23 protein-coding genes and 1 tRNA gene are annotated in these 23,767 nt (G+C 47.6%); 13 read left to right on the top strand and 11 right to left on the bottom strand.

Translation table 11 applies throughout. The features are described from left to right. Window positions 1-53: 53 nt before the first annotated feature. From AC1W8Y_RS12685 to AC1W8Y_RS12675, 3 genes are read left to right on the top strand one after another with little or no spacing between them, the layout of a single operon-like run. Window positions 54-896 carry a hypothetical protein gene (locus AC1W8Y_RS12685; protein ID WP_482014851.1) on the top strand — a complete coding sequence of 281 codons (843 nt, stop codon included), beginning with the start codon at window positions 54-56 and terminating at the stop codon, window positions 894-896. Beyond that, on the top strand, window positions 893-1,486 hold the full coding sequence (locus tag AC1W8Y_RS12680; protein WP_482014850.1) for a chromate transporter: 594 nt from the start codon (window positions 893-895) through the stop codon (window positions 1,484-1,486). The genes AC1W8Y_RS12685 and AC1W8Y_RS12680 overlap by 4 nt, the downstream gene beginning before the upstream one ends. Next, window positions 1,486-2,019, top strand: a complete 534-nt coding sequence (locus AC1W8Y_RS12675) for a chromate transporter (protein ID WP_482014849.1) — start codon at window positions 1,486-1,488, stop codon at window positions 2,017-2,019. The genes AC1W8Y_RS12680 and AC1W8Y_RS12675 overlap by 1 nt, the downstream gene beginning before the upstream one ends. Window positions 2,020-2,039: 20 nt before the next feature. On the opposite strand, the gene fabI is transcribed toward AC1W8Y_RS12675, so the two are convergent. The 3 genes from fabI to gloB are packed head-to-tail and all read right to left on the bottom strand — an operon-like array spanning window position 2,040 to window position 5,041. Next, complete coding sequence (gene fabI, locus AC1W8Y_RS12670; RefSeq protein WP_482014848.1) at window positions 2,040-2,825, bottom strand: enoyl-ACP reductase FabI; 786 nt, start codon at window positions 2,823-2,825, stop codon at window positions 2,040-2,042. 34 nt (window positions 2,826-2,859) lie between these two features. Further along, a complete protein-coding gene (locus AC1W8Y_RS12665) occupies window positions 2,860-4,218 on the bottom strand; it encodes a transglycosylase SLT domain-containing protein (protein WP_482014847.1) in 1,359 nt (452 codons plus the stop codon). 4 nt (window positions 4,219-4,222) lie between these two features. Then, complete coding sequence (gene gloB, locus AC1W8Y_RS12660) at window positions 4,223-5,041, bottom strand: hydroxyacylglutathione hydrolase (RefSeq protein WP_482014846.1); 819 nt, start codon at window positions 5,039-5,041, stop codon at window positions 4,223-4,225. A gap of 51 nt (window positions 5,042-5,092) precedes the next feature. Between gloB and AC1W8Y_RS12655 the strand changes: the two genes are divergently transcribed. From AC1W8Y_RS12655 to AC1W8Y_RS12630, 6 genes are all read left to right on the top strand, one after another. Continuing rightward, window positions 5,093-5,869, top strand: coding sequence for a class I SAM-dependent methyltransferase (locus tag AC1W8Y_RS12655; protein WP_482014845.1), 777 nt, complete (start codon window positions 5,093-5,095; stop codon window positions 5,867-5,869). A 6-nt stretch (window positions 5,870-5,875) separates the two neighbouring features. Next, window positions 5,876-6,364: a ribonuclease HI gene (gene rnhA, locus AC1W8Y_RS12650; protein WP_482014844.1), complete on the top strand. Its 489-nt coding sequence runs from the start codon at window positions 5,876-5,878 to the stop codon at window positions 6,362-6,364. 9 nt (window positions 6,365-6,373) lie between these two features. Continuing rightward, a complete protein-coding gene (dnaQ, locus tag AC1W8Y_RS12645) occupies window positions 6,374-7,081 on the top strand; it encodes a DNA polymerase III subunit epsilon (RefSeq protein ID WP_482014843.1) in 708 nt (235 codons plus the stop codon). Between the two features lie 158 nt (window positions 7,082-7,239). Continuing rightward, window positions 7,240-8,520 carry an MFS transporter gene (locus tag AC1W8Y_RS12640; RefSeq protein WP_482014842.1) on the top strand — a complete coding sequence of 427 codons (1,281 nt, stop codon included), beginning with the start codon at window positions 7,240-7,242 and terminating at the stop codon, window positions 8,518-8,520. Between the two features lie 193 nt (window positions 8,521-8,713). Next, a tRNA-Val gene (locus tag AC1W8Y_RS12635) sits at window positions 8,714-8,788 on the top strand. 157 nt (window positions 8,789-8,945) lie between these two features. Continuing rightward, the gene (locus AC1W8Y_RS12630; protein WP_482014841.1) at window positions 8,946-10,295 is read left to right on the top strand and encodes a hypothetical protein; all 1,350 of its coding nucleotides are present in this window, start codon (window positions 8,946-8,948) and stop codon (window positions 10,293-10,295) included. Between the two features lie 2 nt (window positions 10,296-10,297). Here the strand turns inward: AC1W8Y_RS12630 and AC1W8Y_RS12625 are convergent, their stop codons facing one another. Genes AC1W8Y_RS12625 through AC1W8Y_RS12605 form a run of 5 tightly spaced genes read right to left on the bottom strand, consistent with a single transcriptional unit; the run spans window position 10,298 to window position 17,912 of the window. Then, window positions 10,298-11,200: a DUF5655 domain-containing protein gene (locus AC1W8Y_RS12625; RefSeq protein ID WP_482014840.1), complete on the bottom strand. Its 903-nt coding sequence runs from the start codon at window positions 11,198-11,200 to the stop codon at window positions 10,298-10,300. Between the two features lie 12 nt (window positions 11,201-11,212). Continuing rightward, window positions 11,213-11,827, bottom strand: coding sequence for a DUF6988 family protein (locus AC1W8Y_RS12620; protein ID WP_482014839.1), 615 nt, complete (start codon window positions 11,825-11,827; stop codon window positions 11,213-11,215). A 3-nt stretch (window positions 11,828-11,830) separates the two neighbouring features. Beyond that, the gene (locus AC1W8Y_RS12615) at window positions 11,831-15,217 is read right to left on the bottom strand and encodes a DEAD/DEAH box helicase family protein (RefSeq protein ID WP_482014838.1); all 3,387 of its coding nucleotides are present in this window, start codon (window positions 15,215-15,217) and stop codon (window positions 11,831-11,833) included. Further along, window positions 15,214-16,377, bottom strand: a complete 1,164-nt coding sequence (locus tag AC1W8Y_RS12610) for a restriction endonuclease subunit S (RefSeq protein WP_482014837.1) — start codon at window positions 16,375-16,377, stop codon at window positions 15,214-15,216. Before AC1W8Y_RS12610 ends, AC1W8Y_RS12615 begins: the two co-directional genes overlap by 4 nt. Then, entirely contained in the window at window positions 16,374-17,912 is a 1,539-nt protein-coding gene (locus AC1W8Y_RS12605) for a type I restriction-modification system subunit M (protein ID WP_482014836.1), read from the bottom strand. Before AC1W8Y_RS12605 ends, AC1W8Y_RS12610 begins: the two co-directional genes overlap by 4 nt. Before the next feature lie 183 nt (window positions 17,913-18,095). On the opposite strand from AC1W8Y_RS12605, the gene AC1W8Y_RS12600 reads away from it, so the two are divergent. From AC1W8Y_RS12600 to AC1W8Y_RS12590, 3 genes are all read left to right on the top strand, one after another. Next, window positions 18,096-18,461: a type II toxin-antitoxin system RelE/ParE family toxin gene (locus AC1W8Y_RS12600; RefSeq protein WP_482014835.1), complete on the top strand. Its 366-nt coding sequence runs from the start codon at window positions 18,096-18,098 to the stop codon at window positions 18,459-18,461. Then, complete coding sequence (locus AC1W8Y_RS12595) at window positions 18,458-18,793, top strand: helix-turn-helix domain-containing protein (protein WP_482014834.1); 336 nt, start codon at window positions 18,458-18,460, stop codon at window positions 18,791-18,793. Before AC1W8Y_RS12600 ends, AC1W8Y_RS12595 begins: the two co-directional genes overlap by 4 nt. A 723-nt stretch (window positions 18,794-19,516) precedes the next feature. Continuing rightward, window positions 19,517-19,810 carry a hypothetical protein gene (locus AC1W8Y_RS12590; RefSeq protein WP_482014833.1) on the top strand — a complete coding sequence of 98 codons (294 nt, stop codon included), beginning with the start codon at window positions 19,517-19,519 and terminating at the stop codon, window positions 19,808-19,810. Window positions 19,811-19,855: 45 nt separating this feature from the next. On the opposite strand, the gene AC1W8Y_RS12585 is transcribed toward AC1W8Y_RS12590, so the two are convergent. The 3 genes from AC1W8Y_RS12585 to senB form a co-directional block, all read right to left on the bottom strand. Then, entirely contained in the window at window positions 19,856-20,434 is a 579-nt protein-coding gene (locus AC1W8Y_RS12585; RefSeq protein ID WP_482014832.1) for a TMEM165/GDT1 family protein, read from the bottom strand. A 111-nt stretch (window positions 20,435-20,545) separates the two neighbouring features. Further along, window positions 20,546-21,595 (bottom strand): selenide, water dikinase SelD, encoded by a 1,050-nt coding sequence (gene selD / locus AC1W8Y_RS12580; protein WP_482014831.1) that lies wholly within the window; start codon window positions 21,593-21,595, stop codon window positions 20,546-20,548. Continuing rightward, complete coding sequence (gene senB, locus AC1W8Y_RS12575; protein WP_482014830.1) at window positions 21,592-22,599, bottom strand: selenoneine biosynthesis selenosugar synthase SenB; 1,008 nt, start codon at window positions 22,597-22,599, stop codon at window positions 21,592-21,594. Before senB ends, selD begins: the two co-directional genes overlap by 4 nt. Before the next feature lie 21 nt (window positions 22,600-22,620). On the opposite strand from senB, the gene AC1W8Y_RS12570 reads away from it, so the two are divergent. Beyond that, the gene (locus AC1W8Y_RS12570; RefSeq protein WP_482014829.1) at window positions 22,621-23,751 is read left to right on the top strand and encodes an SUMF1/EgtB/PvdO family nonheme iron enzyme; all 1,131 of its coding nucleotides are present in this window, start codon (window positions 22,621-22,623) and stop codon (window positions 23,749-23,751) included. The last annotated feature ends 16 nt before the right edge of the window (window positions 23,752-23,767 follow it).

Genomic DNA, 23,767 nt, shown 5'->3' with positions numbered 1-23,767 from the left:
CGCGAGCGAGTCGGCGTTAGACACGGCTGCCTTACACTTTACAGAGAAATTCAATGAAAGAAGAAAAATACAAACTCGATAAAAGGGTAACCAATCGCGAATTCAAGCTCTTGTTAAAACCCAAAGGTCTTGACCGGCGCAGCCGAATCACGCAACTCGCGGCCCAACTTGACGTCCTTTGTGCAAAAAGCAAAATCCCTTTTTATCACTTGGATAATGCCAATACCGGCCTGCGGAATGTCATTTTCTATGACACCCCAGGTGAAGATCTTCGTCAACATAATCTGATCCTGCGAGTGCGTGAATCAAGACAAAATGTCTGGGTCGACGATTGGTGTGAAGTCACGTTCAAATGTCGTGCAGATAGTGTTGCAGCGGCCTTGGCTTTTAATCCATCGCCCAGTGCAGCACATAAAGCAAGACTGCGATTTAAAGAAGAGATACTGCTGGGCGTTGAAGTGGGTTCTGCGCGATCCATTTTCTCAAACAATGCAGTGCTTGATACGGTGCCAATTGACGCGGTGTTTAAAAAGAACTTGCCCAGTGCAGTGAGGTTTTTCCCTGAACTGGCTCGTCTGGGTGGCTCGAAAGCGACGCCGATTCGTATCGTTGGCGGGCGAACCAATAAAATTCTGGAAGCTTGCCTGCCCTTAGGGACACTGGTATTTGGTCGCGGGGTGCAGGCTCACTGTGATGTGGCGATCTGGATGAGAAGTGTGGGAGAACCGATTATCGGCGAACTGGCGTTCTCATACCGCGTTACCGATGACAACCGCAAAGACAGCAAAGCGCATCAGCGTGCAGATCAGTTTTTCAAAGACCTTCAGCGTGCCTTTGATGCGTGGCTACAGATCGGCTCGACCAAGACAGATCTGGTTTACGGTGAGGTTAAATGAGCGAAGCAGAGCGCACGCTAGTCGCATCTAAGTCTGACTCGGTCAAGAGGCAGACCCAACAAGTGCCGTCACTCTGGGCCTTATTTCGTGAGTTTTTAGTGATCGGTGCGGTGAGTTTTGGTGGCGGCATCATTGCGTATGAACGTATCCTGTTGGTCGATAAGCGCAAATGGTTAAGTGACGACGAATTTATGGCAACGTTGGCAATCAGTCAGACGACGCCTGGTCTGATTTCAGTCAACATGGCGTTGATTGCTGGTGATAGATTACGAGGGCTTCTGGGCGCGATGGCCGCAGCAGGGGGGCTCATCCTGCCAGGCGCCCTGTTCGTTCTCGTGGCAGGGTACGTTTATACAGAGGGCGCAGATCACCCACTAGCCAATCTGCTTTTGGTGGCTATCGCCGCTGCGGCGACCGGCATGTTAGGCTCGGTCACCTACAAGATTGGCGCTGATCACTTCAAACACCTCAAACCGCTTGCCATCATCGGTGGGACCTTTATCTTGATGAGCCTGGTGAAATTGTCGCTCATTTGGGTCATGCTGATCATGGCGCCGATTGCCTTGTTTTTATATCGACCTAAATCGTGATGAGCATTTTGATTCAACTTGCTTTGACGTTTGGGATGCTCTCTCTGCTCGCCGTCGGAGGCGGTACTGCTGTCTTGCCAGAAATGCAGACCATGTTGCATGAGCAGTTCAACATCACAGACACGGCCTTCGTGCATGTCTATAGTCTTGGTCAGCTAGCGCCAGGCCCCAATATGCTCATGGTGCTTGTATTTGGATTGCACCTGGCCGGATTGATTGGGGCAGCCGTGGTGTTGTTGGCTTTTTTCCTCCCATCGAGTCTTTTGTGTTTATTCGTGGGACGTTTATGGACACGAATCGGTGAAACGCCTTGGCGGCGGTCTGTTCAAAATGGGTTAGAGCCGATCTCTATCGGCCTCATGTCTTCAGGGGTCTATGCAGTCGCCAAGACATCACTGGTAGGACCTGTCTCCATCAGTTTGGCACTGATCTCTTTTGTCGTCATCATGTTCACCAGATTTAATCCGGTATTCATGATTCTTGGTGCAGGGGTGTCAGGCGCCGTGCTGATTCATTACACGGGCCTGCACTGACGCTCGGCTCAAGTGCTGACTTATTCGCCCATCCCGGGCGTCACGGTTGAGAAGCCAGAGTCAACGTGAGTGATCTCACCAGTGACACCCGCGGCAAGGTCTGACAGTAAGAAAGCGGCAACATTGCCCACGTCTTCGATCGTGACATTGCGACGCAGTGGTGCGTGCGCTTCGACAAATTTCAAGATGCTAGAAAAATCCTTGATACCGCTCGCCGCGAGTGTTTTGATCGGGCCAGCCGAAATCCCATTCGCTCGAATGCCTAAAGGCCCAAGGCTGGTGGCGAGGTAACGAACACTGGCTTCCAGTGATGCTTTGGCCAAACCCATGGTGTTGTAATTGGGGACGACTTTTTCTGCCCCTAAATACGTGAGCGTCAAGACCGCAGCCTGGCGACCCTTCATCATCGGTAGTGCCGCTTTGGCCAAAGCCGGAAAACTGTAGGCTGAAATATCATGTGCGATGCGGAAACTTTCGCGCGATAGCCCTTCAAGAAAATCCCCCGCAATTGCTTCGCGCGGGGCGAAACCGATCGAGTGCACCAAGCCATCCAAGCCGTCCCAGCGTTTGGCTAAGTCAGTAAAGGTCGCTTCTATCTGGCTGTCTTCAGCGACATCACAGGGCAGGACGATATCACTGCCAAAGTCATTCGCAAACTCAACCACTCTATCCTTGAATCGATCACCAACATAGGTGAAGGCTAACTCAGCACCTTGTTGATGACAGGCTCTTGCGATACCGTAGGCGATTGACCGGTTCGATAGAACGCCGGTGATCAACAGTTTTTTGCCAGTTAAAAAGCCCATATCAATCCTTGTTTTCTATTCAATCAATGTATTTTTAATGCGTGCTATTACTCGGTAGGCGCAATTTCGTGCCAACCTTAACGGTATCATTTTTTATATTGTTTAATGAACGCAGAGCGGCGACGGTCGTGTCGTGCTTTTTGGCAATCGCTGGCAAGGTGTCACCCGTGCGCACAACATAGATTTTTACTTTATGGTCGTTCTTCTTAGCGTTGCTGGCGGTAGTGGCATTATATTTGCCTGCAAGGCGAGGTGGGCTCGAGTCTGCGAAAGGAGCAAGTTCTATCCCTTTGCCAGAAGGCCCCGGGATTTGCAAAGATTGATTGCTGGCGCTGCGAGTAGACGTCGGGATATTGTTGACCTCGCGAATACGAGTTTCTGAAACGCCGAATTTTCTCGCAATATCGCTAAAGGTTTCCCCCTGCGACGCTTGATAAATCTTCCAGGACGATAGTTCGCCTTTATATTGTTCGAGATTGGTGTTGAAGATATCGACTTTATTTTTAGGCAAAATCAAATGTGAATCTTCATCCACCACCATCACAGGTGTGTTGTGTGAAGGGTTAAGTGCTTTGAACTCGTCGATTGGCATTTCCGCCAGTTGCGCGGCGACCTCAATGTCCATGGGGGTGGCTTTCTTCACCGCCACAAAATAGGGTTCGTTATCGACTTGGGGTAGCAGTACAGCGTATTTTTCGGGGTCAGCGACGATGTTCTTGATCGCTTGTAGTTTAGGCACGTAGTTGCGCGTTTCGTCAGGCATCGTCAGCGACTCATAATTGCCGGATAGCCCAGCCGCTAAATTACGGTCGATGGCTTTTTTGACTGAACCTTCTCCCCAGTTATAAGAGGCGAGTGCCAGGTACCAGTCGCCCTGAAAATCAAACAGAAAATCGAGATAATCAAGCGCTGCATTGGTTGAAGCAATTGGGTCGCGGCGTTGATCACGCCACCAATCCTGTTTCAACTGAAACTTGGTCCCAGTGCTCGGAATAAATTGCCAGAGACCGGCAGCCTTCGCCCTTGAATAAGCCCCAGCGTTATAGCCGCTCTCGACAAAGGGCAGCAAGGCCAATTCGGTCGGCATGCCTCGGCGATTGATCTCGTCGACGATGTAGTAGAGATACTTGCCCGCGCGCGCAGCCATTCTTTGCATCGCCTCAGGATGTGAGGCGTAATACGCCGTCCATTTGTCGACCAGCGGCGAGTTTAAATTGGGGATAGCGAAACCGCGTCTGATGCGTTCCCAGATGTCGAGGGGGGGGACGGTCAGGTCAATGGTTCGAGACGTGTCTCTGGCCACAAAGCGCTGAGGATTGCTTTCAGAATAAGGGCTTGCGCAACCTGCAAGGATGACGACCAGCAGGACCAATAGAAGTCTTAAATTTTTCATGGGCTTAGCGAAAGATGTTTTTCCAGGCGCGCAGTTGGGTAAAAACATCTAAGGTCGTGGTGAGCACGCTGTTGGCCCAGTGACTCGTTTGTTGCACGATAGTACTTTGGGTACACCTGAGAAAAGGGTTGGTGAGCAACTCATGTCCGACGGTGCTGGGGACTGTCGGGATATCAAGACTTCTCTGTTCATTGACTTTTTTCTGCCAATCTAATAACACCTGGTTATCGGGTTCGGCCGCAACGGCAAAGCGCAGGTTGGATGCCGTGTACTCATGGGTGCAGTACACCAAGGTGTCAGCGGGTAAGGCCGCTAACTTAGCGAGCGAGTCGTACATCTGTGTTGGCGTCCCTTCAAAGATGCGGCCGCATCCGCCGACAAACAGGGTGTCGCCGCAGAAAACTAAGCGTTTACCGTTGACCTGGCCATAATAGGCAATATGACCCGCCGTGTGGCCAGGGATATCCAATACGCTCAAGTTCAAGTCGAACTCAGGGATAATCACCGGATCGCCTTCGACCAGCGAGTGGTCGCAATGCGGCAATGCTTCAGTAGCGGGGCCGTAAACGACAGCTTTGGTCGCCTTGACGAGCGCTTCTACCCCACCCACATGATCGTCGTGGTGGTGGGTGAGTAGAATGTTCGTCAAGGTAAGGCCGCGGTTTTTGAGTTCGGCCAAAACGGGGGTTGCATCACCCGGGTCGACCACAAGCGCCTGCTGTCCGTTGGACACCAGCCAGATATAGTTATCAGCAAACGCTTTGATCGGCGTTATTGTGCTGCAAGTGCTCTGTGCTTTAGGCTGATCAGGGTGTTGGTTCATGGCAGTTGCCTCGACGTTTGAATTATTTAAAAACCAAGTTTTAGGACCCGGATGTCATCAATAAAACATGCCATTGTAGAGCTTGCTGACTGGTTGCAAACCGATCCAGGTCGGTATATGCAAAATTGGGAGCAAACCCGTGTTGATGCCGTGGTTGCTGATATTTTTGGCTATCACGCGTTACAAGTTGGGATGCCGCATCTGGATCTGCTTCGGGCTAACCGCATGCCACATAAAATATGGACAACCCCCATGTTGCCCAACTTCGGCGATCTGTCGTCAAATAGATCAAAACTGGTGCTTTGTGAGGCTGATGCTTTGCCGTTCGAGTCGCAAAGCATTGATCTGGTCGTGCTCTCGCATGGGCTTGAGTTGAGCACGCGGCCTCACCAAGTGTTGCGCGAGGTTGAACGGGTGCTGATGCCCGAAGGTCGCGTGGTGATTTCTGGATTCAACCCATTCAGTTTGTGGGGGTTACGTCACGGTTTGCCTTACTTGCGCCCATGGTTGCCCTATTCTCAGACAGCTGCGGTATCCTTGCCGCGCTTGAAGGATTGGTTAAAACTGCTCTCTTTTGACATCGATCGAGGATATTTTGGTTGTTATGCGCCCCCGTTTATGTCTGAGCGCTGGATAAAGCATTTTTCATTCATAGAGCACGCCGGCGATCGGTGGTGGCCAGTCTGTGGCGCCGTCTATGTGGTTTCAGCGGTCAAGCGCGTCGAAGGGATGAGGCTAATCAAGCCCTCTTGGGGCGGCAAACAAACGCGCAAGTTGGCCGCGAAGGCCACAGGCGTAGCAATCAATCAAGAACAGAAGGCTAGGTAATTGCACATGGACGAAAGCACGACAGCAAGTCAGCGGATGAATGTAAACGACGACGTGATTGAGATTTGGACCGACGGCGCCTGCAAAGGTAACCCCGGTCTGGGCGGTTGGGGGGTGTTACTGCGTCGTGGCGCAGATGAAAAGACCTTATGCGGTGGCGAGCGATTAACGACGAATAACCGGATGGAAATGATGGCCGTCATTGAGGGACTTCGTGCCTTGAAACGACCCAGCCAAGTACGCCTGCATCTGGATTCTCAATACGTACAAAAAGGGATGACGGAATGGATTCACGGATGGAAGCAGCGTAACTGGCGCACCGCAGATAAAAAGCCAGTTAAAAATGCAGACTTGTGGGTGATTCTTGATGAATTGGTCCAGCATCACAAGATCTCTTGGCACTGGGTCAAAGGCCACGCGGGGGATCCGGGCAATGAACGCGCAGATCAGCTCGCCAACCATGGGGTTGAGCTTGCCCGCAGACAATCCGTTTAAACTGCCAGTATGCGTTGGATAATTCTCGATACCGAAACGACTGGCTTAAATGCCGCCAATGGCGATCGCATCATTGAAATTGCTGCGATTGAGGTGGTCAATCGTCGTCTGACGGGACGTCACTTTCATCGTTATGTGAAACCTGATCGAGATAGCGATGCAAAGGCGCTTGAAATTCACGGTATCACCTCAGAGTTTTTGGCAGACAAGCCTCGGTTTGAAGCCGTCGTCGAAGATTTTCTCGATTTCGTTGAGGGTGCTGAACTGATCATTCACAACGCACCGTTCGATGTGAGATTTTTAAACGCCGAGCTTCAGCGTCTCGATCGGGGCGTGATCATGGATTACTGTAGCGATATTACTGATTCGCTCGCCTTCGCCAAGGCGCTATATCCTGGTAAGCGCAACTCTCTCGATGCGTTGTGTGACCGGTATGGTATCTCTAACGCCCACCGAACTTTGCACGGCGCATTACTCGACTCGCAATTGTTAGCTGAGGTTTGGCTCGCCATGACGCGGGGTCAAGACAGCTTACTTGATGATCCTTTTGATTCAAGTACGAACGAAAACGTATTAGTGAAGCAGCAACCCAGGGCGCGAGTGAGTCTGCCTGTGATCGAGCCTACTGTTGAAGAGTTAGCTGCCCATCAAAGTTATTTGGATGCGCTAGACAAGTCTGTCAAGGGTGCCTGTCTTTGGCGAACGCTAGACGCCTGATCCGCTTGCTGGTGATTGGGGCAAGTGTTTCTTGGCAGAAGACATTGCTTGCTTTCCCTAGGGTAATCCCTCTCATGAACGACCTGATAAACCCTTGCTCGCTACCTATAATGGCGCCTTGACTGCGGTTGCGCCGCGGTCGTGCATAAGGATTCATCATGACAGACACTATTCACGTCGAAAACACTTACAAGAAGGTCACGCTCAGGCTGATCCCTTTCTTGTTTATCTGTTACCTCGCTGCTTATCTTGACCGCGTAAACGTCGGTTTCGCTAAATTACAGATGTTGTCAGATCTGAAATTCAGCGAGACGGTCTACGGATTGGGCGCAGGCATTTTCTTCATTGGTTATTTTATTTTCGAAGTACCCAGCAATATTCTGCTTGAAAAAGTGGGGCCACGCGTCTGGATCGCACGCATTATGGTGACGTGGGGCGTCTTGTCGTCTTGCATGATGTTTGTCAGTGGTGAGACCAGTTATTACATTTTGAGATTTTTGTTGGGGATTGCTGAAGCTGGATTTTTCCCCGGCATCATTCTTTATCTGACTTATTGGTATCCGCAAGCGCGACGCGGTCGTATCACCGCGTTGTTCATGACAGCCATTGCGTTTTCGGGGGTTGTCGGCGGGCCCTTGTCGGGTTGGATCATGGAAAAATTCTCTGGGCACTATGGCATTGCAGGCTGGCAATGGCTGTTTTTGCTGGAAGGATTGCCTTCGATCGTTCTTGGTGTGGTTGTCTTGCTTTATTTGGATGATTCTGTCGCCAAGGCGAAGTGGCTCGATGACGAAGAAAAGCGTTTCTTGCAATCTCAATTGGATTCGGACGCGAAAACCAAGGTGCATTTGCCGTTAGCCAAGATTTTCACTGATGTTCGTGTGTGGCTATTCAGCGGCATCTACTTTTTCATGGTGATGGGGCTCTACGGTATCGGTTTTTGGCTGCCTAATCTGATTAAAGCGGCTGGTGTGACGGATGTGTTCAACAACGGTTTGCTCTCTGCTATCCCATATTTCGTGGCGGCGGTTGCCATGGTGTTGGTTGGTAAAAACTCTGATCGCACGGGTGAGCGTCACATGCATTTGATTGTGTTCTCGCTCATTGGTGCCATCGGGTTCTGGTTGAGTACGCTGAATCCGACCAATATTACGTTTTCACTGATCGGCATCACGATTGCGTGTGTTGGCGTCTTGTCATCGATTGCGTTGTCATGGAGCCTGCCTACCGCTTACTTGACCGGGACGGCCGCCGCTGCCGGTATCGCGATGGTGAACTCGATCGGTAATTTGTCAGGTTTTGTCAGCCCGTTTATTGTGGGCTGGATCAAAGACATGACGGGTAGCCTGACGGGTGGCTTGTACTTCTTGGCAGCGAGCATCGCCTGCAGTGCGGTGTTGGTCGCGTTGACTAAGCGATTGAAGCCAGCTCAACCATAACGCCGTATCAAGGCGCAAGTGGCATGAAAAAGACCTGATTTATCAGGTCTTTTTTTGAGGCAAAGAGGTAAGCGGGCATTTTTTAGAGCTGGCTTAATCGCTTGAGCCTTAGTGCGGACGGCACTGTGTATAATGTGCCCCTTGCCTGTCATGGCAAATTCCAATCCTGCCACAGCAAGTGCGCAGCAAGATTGGGCGGTTAGCTCAGTGGTAGAGCACTGCCTTCACACGGCAGGGGTCACAAGTTCGAAACTTGTACCGCCCACCAAAATACTCAATAAAATCAATGACTTACGTTTTTTTTGAACAAAAAATCGTAGTACAGTTTGGTTGTACTACAAAACAAACCTGTACCACACACTTTTTATTTGGTTTTTGTAGTAAAAACTTGATAGCAAGCAATAATGCTGCTGACAAGGTAAGTTGTGGCTACTAGGTCGTTAAAATCTGCTCGTAAAACCTCTGCCACGCAGACACGTGATCGCACGTTGCCAACAGAAAAGCATCGCCTCAGTGGCTACCCTGACAAGCTATTCATTTACAAGCTGCAAGCAAGCCCTTTTTGGTGGGTTCGTTATTACGCGAACGGCAAGGTCTTGCGTAAGACAACAAAGAAAGAAGGCAAGCGTGAAGCCATTGCTTTTGCAAAAGACTTTTACGACACAGTGACTCGCAATGTTAGGCAAGGCATGATTACATCGTCGCCTGCTAACTTTGAGATTGTGACCAAAGCAATGATGTTGGCTGAAAAGGCCAAGCTTGATCGTGGCGAGTTAACCAAGACCACCTACGACAATCTCAACTATCGCTACAACAAAAGTATCCTGCCATTTTTTAGATACAAAGACCTACCAAGCGTTGACTATCACACGTTGGAAACGTACTTGGGTGAACTGAGCAGACTAAACCTTAGTTCATCTACTATCAGTGCGTACATGCGTCTTGTGCGTAAAGTTATGGTTTACGCAGCACGACGCAGACTAATTACTGCTGTGCCTGAGTTTCCCACAGTCACAGTCGTTGATAAGGCACGAGGTTGGTTTACAACTTGGCAATACAACAAGCTATGGCACGCAGCACAACGCTATGTAGGCAAAAAGGTTGAAGTACGCAAATATGAAATAAATGGCGTGACGCAGACACAATACATAATGGCATCAAGCACTGAGCCAAAGTTAGGCAGGTTGATGCGAAATGTTGCCATGACTGAGGACATGCGACGCTTAATTGTGTTCATGTGCAACAGCTACATACGCCCAACTGACATCAAGTTTATGCAGCACAAGCATGTGGATGTGATTGCCAACAGTGAGCGTAAGTATCTACGCCTGCGTATTCCACCAACTAAAGGCCACGGGGATCCAATCATTACAATGGCTAAAGCTGTAGACGTTTACGTCAAGCTGCGTGAGCACCACAAAACTGAACATGGTAGCGTTGGCGATAACGACTATGTGTTTATGCCCATGTATGGCGAGCAGCAGCGAGACTACGCACTCAAGCAGCTACAGCGTCAATTTGAAGTGTTGATGTGGGATACAGGCTTGGGTAAGGGCAGTGATGGCGAGGAAAGAACTTTGTATTCCTTGCGTCATACTGCAATCATGTACAGGCTGCTGTTTGGCGAAAGTATCAACACGCTTGTACTGGCACGCAATGCACGAACAAGCGTTGAAATGATTGACAGGTTTTATGCCAAGCCACTAAGTGGTGAAATGAACGTTGACATGCTGCAGAGCAGGCGACGCAAGCGAAAGATTTACGATGGTGACTAAAATTACAAAACTTGTTTAACCAAACTCATTATGTATTCCAAATCCTTATCGTCCGTTACATGGATTTGATAGTCACCGTTGCCACTGTGTCCAACTTGAGAAACATCTCTTGCAAGACCTTTGCTGTCGTTGATCTTTCCCCACTTGGCATTGATCGTAACTTTTAGATGTTGTTTTTGAATTTTTATATCTACGATATTGCTGCTCTTCTTAAATGCCACGTACCACTTCAAAGGTACAACTTCAATATCGTTTGATAAATTTAATATGGCACTTCTAAATATGTCATAAAGTTCTGCCATTTCAGCAGAACCACGAGCGATAAGTGTATCTTCTGTGTAAACCGTAATTTCATCAGCAATGCGTTTAAATTCTTTATTTTGCTGAGCAATAGGTTTGATACTTTCTGCTGAACGTGATTTTTTTACTTCAGTGACAAGCAGCGTATTGTTTTCAAAACGCTTCACTTCCCACAACTCAATAGCAATATCTTTGAAGTTGGTTGCTTGTATTTGATTGTCTGTAAATGATGGAGATACAAAAGCTACCCTTGTTTGACTCCAATCAATATCATCACGCTTAAGGTTGCGTTTGAGTTGTTCGTTGTACTCAAGAATAAAATCTGCTTTGTTCTCAAGCATTAAGCTCAAGTATGTAAATCCTTGGTCAACTACACTAACGCTCTTGTCGCGTTTGTATTCAATAATAATGAAGGCGTTCGTCTGTTCATCGTAAGCAAGTGTATCAATACGCTTATTCTTAATTGAACACTCGCTGCGTACTAAAGTTAAGCCCATTACTTGTTTTAAATTAGCTTCAAACAAGGCTTGAATCTCACGCTCAAGCTTGAAGGGCTTTTCATTCACATGCTTTAGTTTGTCAGCTTGGATCGCAAAAATTGCCATAAGAGTCACCCTTTACTTGTCGCGATAATTATCAATAACAGACGACAATTTACTAATTGCTTCTTCAGCAAGATCAAGGCGACCTGCCTCAGCAGCAACTTGTTGAAATGCTAATAATGAAAATGCATCTGCAATTCTTAAAACATTGGTAATTTCAGTTTCAGTATAGTTAGGCTCAATAACGTTACCATTGAAGCGCCGTCCTGCTTGCTGAATGCCCCCATGTGTATAACTGTTCATTGCAGCCCAAGCATCTTTCTTCAGTGTTGATAGAACACCGCTTTTAAATTCATCTAGTAATTCAATTTCAGTAAGGATTGTTTCAAAATAGATTGTTTTATCATCTACAAAATGCTGAAGCTGGGTATCAGTAGCACATTTTTTTAACCATATTCCACGAACGTAAGCCTCAAATATTGGTCTAGCTAATGCAAAGGCTGACCCATAAATTGCTGAGCGAACTAAACAAGCGACTGCCAGTTGATGCTCATAAACTAGGTCGTAACAAGAAACAGCGAGCAGGACTCGTCTATCTTGTGGTACGAGTAAGTCGTCAAGACGAACAGCTAACCAATCGTGAAGTTGAAAGGCTTTGTCAGCTAAAGGGTTTGGCTCTCTCTTCGTCATGAATTAAGCAACTGCTCTAAGTCGTATATCTTCAATAGTCTTGAATAACTGAGTAACAGTCGCAGCAGGGAAGATGGCATCAGGTCCAGTTGATGTTACGTTGGTAAATGGTGCTTCATACAATCGCTTGGCATCAATCGCACCATCAACAGCCAAATAGTTGACAATCAGCTTGATAAATTCAATTTGGCTAGCAGTGGCATTGGCTACATTTAAAAATTCAGCCATAGCATCCATTGCAGCGCCACGCTCCAAACCAACTAGCGATCGCACGAACAGTCCAAGGCCACCCGTTGAGCTCTTTGCTTGCTCAACCAGTCCAGTATCACCAGCAGCCTGTTCAAGCAAAATCTTTTCAAGCTCCTGCAGATCAGTTGGAGTAATTGCCTTGTTGGTACGCAACTTGTAAACAGCAAGGCGATCTTCATGTGTTCGTAGAAAGTCACGTGCCTTGGCTTTAAAACGTTCGTAGTCTAGGCCCGTTGTGACAATGGACAGGTCAACTTCTGTCGCACCAGTAATCACGTCATCAAAGTCTGTGTAGACAATTGGTCGTTGAGTCTTTTCCAAGAGCTTAATCAGCAAGCGTAAACGTTTACGTACCTGTTCCAACATTCCTACAGTTACGTCTAGCCACCACTCTTCCGTGTTTAAGCTTTGTATCAATGCCATTTCGTTGCGTATGGCAGGAATACTGTCTTGTAGTTCTAGCGCAGCAGCAATAGATTTAATGACTTTTTGGTATTTCTCGTAGTCAACATCACCCTGCAATACACATAGCTGTGTACGCAGGATCATCATGTCAAAGCGTTTGGCTTCTTCTTCAGTATCTAGTAACTGCGTTGGAAGCCCTGCAAGTTGGTCAGCAATTTCAGCAGCATCTACTGTACTGATAGTTTTCCAACTAGCTGCGTCTGCGTACTTCTCTACATACTGACGCTTAGGTCTAACAATAATGTTGTCTAACGTCATGCCAGCAACAATTGCATGTAGCTGATTCGCAGTTGTATTACGTAATTCGCCTTCTTCAGCGTTTTGCTCAGGCGTGCCCTTATGATCTGTACGAGTGTCCAATGCTTGGATCAATTCCAAACGTGTTTTAAATAATCGTGTTTCTAAACTTTCACTGCTGCTGCCAGAGCTTTTGGGTATCTGCTGATTGAAGTATTCAATGTTTTGGCAAAAATCAATAATCTTAAAAAACTTCTTATCTTGTCCAGGACCATACAGGTCTTTGCATAGTCTTGTACCTCGTCCAATCATTTGCCAGAACTTGGTCTTGCTGCGAACGATCTTAAAAAATACCAAGTTCACAACTTCAGGTACGTCAATGCCAGTGTCCAGCATGTCTACGCTGATGGCTATATGTGGGGCCTTATCTTTAACGGAAAACTCATCAATTAAGCTCTGTGCATAACCAAGCTTGTATGTAATGACACGTGCAAAGCCACCTACGGCCTCTGCAGGGTAATTAATGTCAAAGCGTTCAGCTATAAAGTCTGCATGTAATTGATTCTTGGCAAAGATGATGGTTTTTCCAAGCCTGTCGCCACTAGCAACACGCTCACCTTGCGTCATCAAGTACTCAAGTGCTTTGTCTACTGTGTCTTTGTTAAATAGCCAAGCATTCAGTGCTGGAGGATCAACGCTGTCAGGTGCGCCATCTTCACCCCAGTCAAGTTCGTCCCATTGTTCCTTTTCTTCTTCACTCAGTCTGTCGTAGTCAATGCCTTCACGTTGAAACTTTAGGTCAACAGCTACAGATTGTGGTGGTACTAGATAATTATCAGCAATTGCATCTTCTAGTGCATAGGCAAAAGTGGGGACACCTTTTTCCAGCTGAAACATTTTGTAGGTGTTGTGATCAACTTCGTCTTTAGGCGTTGCAGTTAGTCCTACCAAGTAGCTATCAAAGTAATCAAAAATCGCACCATACTTGGCGTAAATGCTGCGATGTGCCTCATCAATAATTACCAGATCAAAGTGTCCAACGCCAAAGCGTTTAGTTTCCTGATCTGTGTCGTTAATTAAGTTCAGCATGGTGGGGTAGGTGCTGACATACACACGCCCTTGTCCATCTGCACTATCAAGCAAATTCACTATGCCTGCATCTGGCAGATGCTTGAGAAATTCTCGTGATGCTTGTTTAACTAGGCTGATGCGATCAGCTAGAAAAAGGATGCGTTTAGCCCAATTACAGCGCATCAACAGCTCTGTCAGCGCAATAACAGTTCTAGTCTTGCCAGAACCAGTTGCCATCACAATCAAGCTGCGACGTTGATTGTGTTGCTCAATCGCTTCTGTAACGGAACGAATGGCCTGATGCTGATAGCTGCGTTCAACTATGTGGTCATTAATCTTTTCTGTTGCTAGTGTTTGACGACTGGTGCGCCGTTGTATCAGTAACTCAAGTTCATCTTTCTTATAAAAGCCCTGTACTCTGCGTGGCGCAGCAGCCAAGTCATCCCAAAACCAGTGCTCATATCCATTTGTGTAATAAATTACTGGTCTGCGCTTGTACATCTGTTCCAAGCAATCAGCATATAGCTTGGCTTGTTGCTGTCCTACACGTGCGTCACGTTTAGTTCGCTTAGCTTCAACAACAGCTAATGGCTTGCCATCATCACCCCACAAAACATAATCAACATAGCCTTTGTTCTGGCTATTGGGCATGCCAACTACTTCAAATTCTGTATCTTCTGGCTTATCTAACGTCCAGCCAGCTTCTTGAAGCAACAGATCAATAAAGTAGTCACGTGTCTGTTCTTCGTTGTAGTCGTGCGTATCTGTCTGTGCTTGGTTGGCTTGCTTGGCTTTGGCGACTTCAGCACGTAGCGCATCAAGTTCTTGTTGTGTTGCTGCTAAGCCTTCAAGTTGCTGTTTCAGCGCTGCGTTTTCAGCTTCCTTCTGCTTGATTGCTGTTTCATGCGCTCGCAGCTGCTCTAGCGTTATTGCGCTTTGTTGAGTTGCTTGAGGTAATAGGGCTAAATTAAATTGCAGCGTAGGGCTGGGTCGTGCTTTCTCGCCGTATGTATGAGCCAGCCAGTAACTAATATGGAACAGCTCTGTGACTGCTGTTGTGGCGTCTGTGGCTCTAGCAGCTTTGCCATGGGCAGCTCTGTTACCAATGCCAATTACTACTGTGGCTTTGGTAAAGATTGCTTCACCAGCATTTAATTTAAAACAGGGGTCGTGTACTCGTGCGCCCAAGCTGATGTCGTAACAGCTGTAGTTTTTGTCATACCTGTACAGCCAATCAACAATCTGTTCCAGTGTCATTCGTGCATACCAACAGGCTGCACGTGCATCAGTATTCAAATAACTTTCTGCTTTCTTTGCGCTGTCATGTATGGCAAAGAATTCTTGTTGCAGGAAGCCAAAGTTACTCATGCATTAAATCCTGTTGTGAATGCTTGATTTTGTAGTGAACTAAGCAAGCCAACATTTATATCTATTGACTGTATTTCTTTATCTTTGATGTTCAAAATTCGTTCAATATTTCTTGCAAATTCATTCTGTAATTTAATTGGTGGGCAAATAATATCTAGCTTCTCAGCTTGAGCTTTTGTTATCGCCTCACGAGTTGCGCCAGATCCACCAATTTGCAGCAACTTATTTTTCATTTGCGATGAAAGTAGCAATCTTTCCAAATACAAAGGGTTTAATGTTTCGTTTGGTCTAACAATCATTACGTGTTGATTAACGCGAGCTGGTAAAACATCGTCAGGCACTCTGCAAACTCGTGCAACAGATGCGCCAGTTATGTTTAGCAGAACATCCCCCTTTACAACCATAACATTGGCTAGCTTAGCTGCTTGTTCCTCATCAATATATGCAAGGTTTTTAAATACAAACTCTCCGTCATGCACATTTAAGCTACGAATTAATGATATCCCTTGAGCTTTATAAGAAGCATCGCCACCCGTTGGCGTTGAGCCACTGCCCAGTTTAATAACTGCATTACCTAGTTTTATAAGATCCCAATTTTTGCTGTTTGTAACTGGATCGCCAAACATCTCAACGAACGTGCTATGTGCAAGTTCGTCTAACTTGGCAATAGCCTGCTCACGTTTGCGTTTAATCTCTTCAGCTTTGTCCAGTATCGCTGCAATGCGTTGTTGCTCTGCTAGTGGTGGAAGTGGAATTTTAGTTGCCAAGAACTCGCCACGATTTACATGCTTCATAGTGGCGCCATGTAAATGTTGACTCATATCAGTTAGCGCACTAACAAGCACATGTTTTAAATATTGTTTGTCTACAACTTTGGTATTGGGTATCACACGGAATATGTGTTGATTTAGGAGACCATCCTCTTCGCTTTGCCACTCAAAGACCCCTAGCGTTGCTGACCACGAAACCAATAAGTCTCCTTTTCTTACAACTAACTTATCATCTACTTTACGTTTTGTGAGGTTATATGGTTTGGACTCATCTGTTAGGTTTTGTATACGAATAATTCGCAATCCTTCATTACCCCAATCGTCAGGCTTAAAGGCTGCTCCATTTATAAATTGAGCTACTTCGCCTAGTTGAGCATGATTTGACGTCACTTAAGTAACTCCTCAAGCTCAGCAAGTCCTGACTGTATTTCAGTTTCTAATTGCTTAAGCTCAGCGATCAATTGCATGGGTGGCACATGTTCAACATGCTCGTGCACTACTTGTTTGTATCTGTTCAAGCTCAGGTCGTAGCCATTAGCAGCTAATTCTGCTTTTGGTACAGTAAAACTTTGTGCAGTTCGTTCGTTTGACTGCTCACTGCCATCACGTTGGAGCCATCTTGCTAGCAAGTCTGGCAAATTATTCTTCGTATGCTCTTCTGCAGTCAGCTTGGATGCAGGACTGACTCCTAATTTGGTATCATCAAGTAGTGGTTGTCTTTTGTCATCCAAACTCCAGCCATCAGAGTGCATGTCATAAAACCATACGTTGTCAGTACCACCACTGTTGGTCTTTGTAAATATCAGTATGGCTGTACTGACACCAGCGTAAGGTTTAAATACACCTGATGGTAGTGATATGACTGCGTCCAGCTTTTGCTGCTCAACAATCATTTCACGAAGCTCTTTGTGTGCCTTGCTACTACCAAATAAAACACCATCAGGCACAATGACTGCAGCACGACCACCTGGCTTTAGCAGTTTTAGAAATAGGGCGAGAAATAGCAGCTCTGTTTTCTTAGTCTTTACAACTGCCAACAAGTCTTTAGCAGTTCCGTCATAGTCCAAGTTGCCAGCAAATGGTGGATTTGCCAAAATCAAACTGTACTTTTCTTCTTCAATCGCATAATCCTGCGACAAGCTATCTCTGTATGTGATGTTTGGATTTTCAACGCCATGCAACAACATGTTCATGCTGCCAATTCGCAGCATGGTGTTGTCAAAGTCGTATCCATAAAACATGTCGTTGTTGAAATGCTTGCTACTTGCGACATTTACCAATAACTCTGGGTAATGATCACGCAAATATTCACCAGCAACGACCAAAAATCCACATGTACCGCTTGCTGGGTCGCAGATGGTGTCTTTTGGGGTTGGCGCAGTGAGTGCAACCATTAAGCTAATGATGTGGCGTGGGGTACGGAATTGTCCGTTTTGTCCTGCACTGGCGATCTTGCCCAGCATGTATTCGTACAGATCGCCTTTTGTGTCTCTATCCTGCATCGGTATCTGGTCAAGCAGGTCTACAACTTTTGCAAGTAGGGCAGGTGTAGGGATGGTGAAACGTGCGCCTTCCATCTGCTTGCTGTACGTACTGCCATCACCACCAATCTCACGTAAGAATGGAAATACATGGTCATTAACTGTATTGAACATCTCTTGTGGTGCAGCGTTCTTTAGTCTGCTCCATCGCATTCTTTCGTATGAGCATCCACGAGTATCAGTGCCTGCTGGAAATATCTGTCGCTCGATGGGTTTGCCCAGTCTTGCGCTCTTATTTTCTTCAAGTGTCTGTAACTCATCCAGCCTGCGTAAAAAGAGTAGATAGGTAATTTGCTCCAGTACTTCTAATGGGTTTGAAATGCCACCAGTCCAAAAGCTATCCCACACACGATCAACTTGGCTTCGCAATTCACCTGTCAACATATATGTCCAGTGCCTTTAACAATTTTTATCAATTAAATCAATATCGTAGAAGTACGTATGAAGATAATCTTACAGTATCTTAGACAGCAATAATGGGATAATTTGAAGGTTAATTTAGTTTCCCTCACTCCTCGCGAGGGCAGTCTTATTTATTGACTTTTTATACCACTTCATATATATTAAATGACGTCTAAAAACGAAAAACCGCTTGAATGGATTGGCAGCAGCCATAAAGACTTAATGGACTTACCTGCTGACGTTCGGCGCCTTTTCGGCTTTGCCTTGTCGCTAGCGCAATCGGGCGACAAGCATGATGCAGCCAAAGTACTTAAAGGCTTTGGTGGTGCAGGGGTGCTAGAGGTAGTAGAGGACGATGTTGGCGGCACTTATCGCGCGGTTTACACCGTTAAATTTACTGAGGCAGTGTTTGTCCTTCACTGCTTTCAAAAGAAAAGCAAGCGCGGTATCGCCACGCCGAAAGAAGACATGGACATCATTCACGCTAGGTTGAAAATTGCCGAAGCGTATGTAAAGGAGTTGCGAAAATGAAAACTCGACTTGTTGACGGCGTTGAAGTGCATCGTAGTTCTGGCAATGTATTTGCTGATCTTGGCCTGGCTGATGCTGAAAAGCTCAAGATCAAAACCGGCTTGGTGATCGAAATTAGAAAAGCCATGAAAAGCCGTAACCTGACACAACAAGAGGCGGCCAAACGGATGGGCATTTCCCAGCCAAAGGTCTCAGACATGATGCGCGGCGACTTTACTAATTTGTCTGAGCGCAAACTGATGGACTGTCTGACACGATTGGGCTACGACATTGAAATAAAGCTTCGTCCGACCAAAGCAGACGTTGGACACTTAATATTGGCTGCTGCTTGAGGCGGTAAATTGACGTCCTAATAAGTACTCTTTGTTTTCAAGCCACCACTAACATCGGCCCCGTAAGGGATGTCGTTAGTGTTTGATTTGAGCTAAGATTGAGTCCCGATTGCGTGACGTGTTTCCTTCACACGGCAGGGGTCACAAGTTCGAAACTTGTACCGCCCACCAACCTTTGGCTGGCTGATAGTGACACTCAAACTAAGATGACTGTCGCACTAGCCAATAAACAATCCCAACTAAAGCGGATGCGCCGCCAAGCAATCTCCATGTCATAGCATGCAATTCCTTGTGGAGATCCGCTTTAGTAGCATAGGTATCAAAAAAAATATCCATGCGAGTTTCCATTCGCGCCAAGCGATCGCGTGTTTCCGTGGCAAAGCTCTCTAACGCAGGCACTCTTGTTTCCATGGCATTCACTCCCGTTTTATATTCGAGAATTATGGTTAATGCATTAACTATTAACAAGCGTAGAAACGTAAGTAAGTGTAATTTTTTCGCCTAACCGCAATCACCCATTAATACCAACCTAGGAGACGATTACCGTTCAAGCGCCTGTCGTAGGTAGTTTGGTATGACGCATCACAGATGAGCTGTGCCTATTGAGAAGTGAAAGCAATTGTTTCCGCAATATTGCTGATGGATAAATACCTGCGGTAACGTGTTGGGGAAGGGACTGACTTGAATATTATCAAGGTCACTGATTAGCCTTTGGAAAACTGCATGGAAAACAGAATGACAGCACTTGAAAACCGCTTCGACACGATTCTACCGAACCTAGCCACTAAAGCTGACGTCAAGTCCCTTGAGATCAACTTGGTTAAGTCGTCGGCTCAGCATCAAAACAGTCTCAATAAATTAGAAATCAAGTTACTCGATATCATTCATCAAGAAATAAAAATTGTCTGTCACAAAATAGATTCAAACAATTGGCGAATGATCGTTTGGATGACGACGGTCGTCATTGCAGGGTTTGCCGGCGTATTCTATGTGGCACGGTATGTGCCTATGGCCTAAGTCGCATACGTACTGACCTTACCGACCCAATTGTATTTTTTACAATCAAAACAACCGATCTACCTGCAGCAAGGTCAGTACGCCCAGAATCGCGAAAATAGCAGCGGCAATCGAGTGAACCAATTTCATCGGTATTTTGTCAGCGAACTTGTCCGCCACAAAAACGGCAGGTACATCGGCAATTAACATCCCGAGCGTGGTGCCGATCACGACCCACAGCGGCGTGCCATAGCTGGCAGCAAGTGCGACCGTCGCAATCTGAGTCTTATCGCCCATCTCTGCCAAAAAAAACGTCACGAGGGTGGCGCCAAAAACACCATATTTCGACCCCTTCGTCGTTTCTGCTTCGTCAATCTTATCCGGGATTAACGTCCAGATCGCCATACCAATAAACGAAGCACCCAGCACCCAGCGAAGCAGCTCTGGATTGATCGCTGTCGTGATCCATGCCCCTAAAGCACCCGCTAAGCCATGATTAATGATGGTCGCCACGAGAATACCCAGAACAATGGGAACAGGCTTTTTGAATCGTGCGGCCAGAATGAAGGCCAGTAATTGTGTTTTATCGCCAATTTCAGCCAGTGCGACAACACCAGTAGAGACGAAAAGTGCGTCAAGTGCCATGTGCTTACCTTAGTTGGGTCGTTGACCACCCTAGTCGTTGACCACCCTCGTCTTTGACCACCCTCGAAGGTTAGACAAATTATAACCAGCGAGAACTCATTACCCCTAGATTTAGTCAACCTTCAGCCTGACGTCTTGAGCTTCAGCCATGCGACCGATGACCGCGGCCTGCTCAAACCCGTGTTGCTCGAAAATAGCCATCACCTCAGCAACTGCCTCGGGGGCGCAGCACACGAGTAAACCACCGCTGGTTTGTGGATCAGAGAGTAGTGTTTGGCATGTCGGATCAAGGTTCGCTGCAAGTTTGATCTCGCTGCCATAGCCATCCCAATTGCGGCCAGAAGCACCGGTCACCATGCCAGCCTGTATCAACGCTGAGACGTTTGGCAGCAGCGGTACGTCTGTCCAATCGATATGCATGGTTAGATCTGCACCGCGCGCAATTTCAAGGGCATGGCCCGCCAAACCAAACCCAGTCACGTCGGTGAGGGCGTGAACCCCCGTGAGCGCGGCCAACGCAGGCCCGGGCGTATTGAGTTTGGTCGCATTGGCGATCATAGAGGCGTAGCCGGTTGCATCAAGCGCTTCTTTCTTCAAGGCGGCGGACAAGATCCCGACGCCAAGCGGTTTGCCCAGAATGACCACATCGCCTACACGAGCCCCGTCGTTTCGCTTGACGCGATCTGGATGCACTAAGCCTAAAACCACTAAACCGTAGATCGGCTCAACAGAGTCGATGGTATGACCGCCTGCGATTGGTATGGATGCTGCGCGACAAACCGAAGCGCCTCCTTCAAGAATTTTGCCGATGGTTGCCGTTGACAGGACATTGATTGGCATCCCCACCAGTGCGAGTGCCATGATGGGGGTACCACCCATGGCGTAAACGTCACTGATGGCATTCGTCGCAGCAATTCGACCAAATTCGTAAGGATCATCCACAATGGGCATAAAAAAATCGGTGGTCGCAATCAGCGCTTGCTGATCATTGAGCTTATAAACCGCGGCATCGTCCGCCGTCGCGATCCCCACCATGAGCTCTTTGGGGATGGGCATCTGCAGCGTGTCTTTTAAAATATCGGCCAGCACGGCTGGGGCGATTTTGCAGCCACAACCACCCCCATGAGACAGAGAAGTAAGGCGCGGTTCGAATGAGTTCATGTGGTTCTCTGGAGGCTAGAAAAAAGTGATGTCGACGAGAGCGAACGATGGATGATTGTAGTCAATCCCTTCGATTCTCGATCGATTGAAAACAGGCCACGCCGTTGGGCACACTGGGCAGCTAAGGTGAGTAAAAACTCAGGCTCATGTCTGGCCCTTTTTAAAAGTGCATAAAGGGCATGGGCATCGCCGACTGGAAAAAGGCCTGAATACTGATCGCCCAACATACCGCGATTACCGGGGATATCTGAGGCAATCACGGGTACACCACTACAAATGGCCTCCATCACCACGTGAGCACCACCTTCGATGATGCTGGTGTGTACCAAGAGGTGCGCACGCTGAATGGCTCGACGTGTTTGCAAATGGCTGAGTTCACCGAGAAATTGATAGCACGAGTAGGCAGTGGCGGTTTCGTATGCTTGTGCGGCCAGCGCGTGGTCGTGTGCGCCGCCAATATGCCTCAACCTGATCTGGTCGTCGGCGCCAATCAGTGCGGCCGTCTTAAACAAGGTTTGAGGCGATTTTTCTGGTCGCAAATGTCCTACCATCACGACGCTTAAGGACTTTGCACTTTTCTTCACACATACTCTTGAGCTGGTTGATTGAAATAGCACGGCAGTTTTTGAGCGCAGATCGGTGGGCAATTCATCGAGGGCGGCTGGTTGCAGGACGACAAGTTGCTGTGCCAACAGCAGGGATTGTTGTGCTTGCGCGTCAAATTGAATGTCACGATAAACGTCTGTGCCGGTCAGCACCAGCACAAGACCGCGCGATCCGCGAGCCGTATACCAATCGACCAGCGCCGCGTGACTGCGTCTGGCATGCAACGCAATCATCACATCATCGTGCGGGTCGCCATCCCAATGCGATACGATTTTGACTGAATATCGTGCTGACAAAATACGGGCATAGCGTTTCGCGGTTTGCCAGTTTCCGTTATTTGAATCTGCCAGTGCAGGACTTACAATGACGATGTTGAGTGACTTCGTGGTAGAGGTCATGGGGTTTTCAAGGGATTCGAGTTGACGCGCCAAGCCGGTATTCAAGCACTGACAACTGCACTGCAAGAGGTTCGCCAGCAAACGCTAACTTCCATTGAATATTACCGCGAAGCAAACAAGCTCAATGTCCCCTTCAACGCAGGGTTTAATCCCCCCACCTGGGAACTTGGACACATTGCCTGGTTTCAAGAGTACTGGATCAGGCGTAATCCTGAGCGTCACAGAGGCTTGGCTATCAATTTAAACAAAAGCCATGACCCGTCTTTGTTGAGCTTGGCAGATCGCTGGTTCAATAGTTCGACGATCTCACACGAAGCCAGATGGGATGCGGCTCTGCCCAGTCTGAAGGTGTGCCTACTGTACGCAGCTGACACCTTTGAACAGACGCTTCACGCGTTGCAGCACGAAACCGAGCACAGCCCTGCCTTGTATTTCTATTGGCTGGTCTTGCAGCACGAGGCCATGCATTTAGAAGCAGGTGCTTACATGGCCCAAGCCCTAGAAATCCCCTTCGCGACTGGTTGGGTAAGGGCACACGATACCAGTGAACAAGACGCTCCGTCAGGGCGCGCTTGTATGGCGGGCACAGAATGGACGATGGGCACGACAACGCCTGGCTTTTGTTTTGATAACGAGTTGTATCGAGAAACAGTCAAACTGGACGCCTTTGACATTGATTTGAGAGCGGTTTGTTGGGCGCAATATATGGATTTTGTGCGTGCGACAGGTGCTGCGCTACCACGCTATGTTCGTGCCAAGTCACCAGGATTTGAAGTGCAATACTTCGGGCAATGGTCGCCGATGAGGATGTCTGACCCCGCCGTGCATCTCTCTTGGCATGAGGCCAACGCTTATTGTCGTTGGGCCAACTGTCGTTTACCCACAGAAGCCGAGTGGGATTATGCCGCTCGCGTACAAAGCAATTTTGAGTGGGGCCAGGTGTGGGAGTGGACCCAAGACGTATTCAAGCCCTTCGAAGGCTTTGTGCCACACCCTTATGTAGAGTACTCACAGCCTTGGTTTGAGACGCACCACGTGTTGCGAGGGGCTGCCAAGGCCACGCATGATGTTTTGCGTCATGTGCAGTATCGCAATTTCTTCACCGCTCATCGCCGTGATATCTATGCGGGTTTCAGAACCTGTGCCTTGTAATTCGATTACCATCGGG

It is taken from the genome of Jezberella sp., from assembly GCF_964834465.1.
Note: the sequence above shows the minus strand (reverse complement) of the source record. Positions and strands in the feature narration are given on the sequence as shown.

What these genes read in the sequence shown, in the direction of transcription:
- gloB (WP_482014846.1), bottom strand. Translation starts at nt 5,041, where the DNA reads ATGAACCAACACCCTGATCAGCCTAAAGCACAGAGCACTTGCAGCACA.
- AC1W8Y_RS12685 (WP_482014851.1), top strand. Translation starts at nt 54, where the DNA reads ATGAAAGAAGAAAAATACAAACTCGATAAAAGGGTAACCAATCGCGAA.
- AC1W8Y_RS12615 (WP_482014838.1), bottom strand. Translation starts at nt 15,217, where the DNA reads ATGAGTAACTTTGGCTTCCTGCAACAAGAATTCTTTGCCATACATGAC.
- senB (WP_482014830.1), bottom strand. Translation starts at nt 22,599, where the DNA reads ATGACCTCTACCACGAAGTCACTCAACATCGTCATTGTAAGTCCTGCA.
- AC1W8Y_RS12675 (WP_482014849.1), top strand. Translation starts at nt 1,486, where the DNA reads ATGAGCATTTTGATTCAACTTGCTTTGACGTTTGGGATGCTCTCTCTG.
- dnaQ (WP_482014843.1), top strand. Translation starts at nt 6,374, where the DNA reads ATGCGTTGGATAATTCTCGATACCGAAACGACTGGCTTAAATGCCGCC.
- AC1W8Y_RS12605 (WP_482014836.1), bottom strand. Translation starts at nt 17,912, where the DNA reads ATGTTGACAGGTGAATTGCGAAGCCAAGTTGATCGTGTGTGGGATAGC.
- AC1W8Y_RS12590 (WP_482014833.1), top strand. Translation starts at nt 19,517, where the DNA reads ATGGAAAACAGAATGACAGCACTTGAAAACCGCTTCGACACGATTCTA.
- AC1W8Y_RS12600 (WP_482014835.1), top strand. Translation starts at nt 18,096, where the DNA reads ATGACGTCTAAAAACGAAAAACCGCTTGAATGGATTGGCAGCAGCCAT.
- rnhA (WP_482014844.1), top strand. Translation starts at nt 5,876, where the DNA reads ATGGACGAAAGCACGACAGCAAGTCAGCGGATGAATGTAAACGACGAC.
- AC1W8Y_RS12585 (WP_482014832.1), bottom strand. Translation starts at nt 20,434, where the DNA reads ATGGCACTTGACGCACTTTTCGTCTCTACTGGTGTTGTCGCACTGGCT.
- AC1W8Y_RS12680 (WP_482014850.1), top strand. Translation starts at nt 893, where the DNA reads ATGAGCGAAGCAGAGCGCACGCTAGTCGCATCTAAGTCTGACTCGGTC.
- selD (WP_482014831.1), bottom strand. Translation starts at nt 21,595, where the DNA reads ATGAACTCATTCGAACCGCGCCTTACTTCTCTGTCTCATGGGGGTGGT.
- AC1W8Y_RS12655 (WP_482014845.1), top strand. Translation starts at nt 5,093, where the DNA reads ATGTCATCAATAAAACATGCCATTGTAGAGCTTGCTGACTGGTTGCAA.
- AC1W8Y_RS12620 (WP_482014839.1), bottom strand. Translation starts at nt 11,827, where the DNA reads ATGACGAAGAGAGAGCCAAACCCTTTAGCTGACAAAGCCTTTCAACTT.
- fabI (WP_482014848.1), bottom strand. Translation starts at nt 2,825, where the DNA reads ATGGGCTTTTTAACTGGCAAAAAACTGTTGATCACCGGCGTTCTATCG.
- AC1W8Y_RS12595 (WP_482014834.1), top strand. Translation starts at nt 18,458, where the DNA reads ATGAAAACTCGACTTGTTGACGGCGTTGAAGTGCATCGTAGTTCTGGC.
- AC1W8Y_RS12665 (WP_482014847.1), bottom strand. Translation starts at nt 4,218, where the DNA reads ATGAAAAATTTAAGACTTCTATTGGTCCTGCTGGTCGTCATCCTTGCA.
- AC1W8Y_RS12625 (WP_482014840.1), bottom strand. Translation starts at nt 11,200, where the DNA reads ATGGCAATTTTTGCGATCCAAGCTGACAAACTAAAGCATGTGAATGAA.
- AC1W8Y_RS12640 (WP_482014842.1), top strand. Translation starts at nt 7,240, where the DNA reads ATGACAGACACTATTCACGTCGAAAACACTTACAAGAAGGTCACGCTC.